Raw genomic sequence first — 264 nt, 5'->3', positions numbered from 1 at the left:
GAAACTGCTGCAGCAGCACGGTATCCACCCCGTGCTGATCACCGCGCGCAACAGCCAGTCCGCGCTCAAGCGCGGCGCCGACCTCGGCATCGACACCCAGATCGCCGTGGGCGACAAGCTGGCCAGCGTGCAGGCGCTGTGCGCGCAGCACGGCATCGGCCTGGAACAGGTGGCGTTCATGGGCGATGACCTGCCCGACCTGGCGCCACTGGGTGCGGTCGGCCTGGCGGTGGCCCCGGCCAACGCCCATCCGTGGATCGCCGA

General features: G+C 70.8%; 1 protein-coding gene. It reads left to right on the top strand.

The window, feature by feature from the left end:
• The coding region (locus tag RYX56_RS23025) for an HAD hydrolase family protein (protein ID WP_317124211.1) at nucleotides 1-264 on the top strand (264 nt) is incomplete at both ends.

The sequence above is a fragment of the Alkalihalophilus lindianensis genome (assembly GCF_032843265.1).
Lineage (GTDB): Bacteria > Bacillota > Bacilli > Bacillales > Bacillaceae_D > Alkalihalophilus > Alkalihalophilus lindianensis.
Note: the sequence above shows the minus strand (reverse complement) of the source record. Positions and strands in the feature narration are given on the sequence as shown.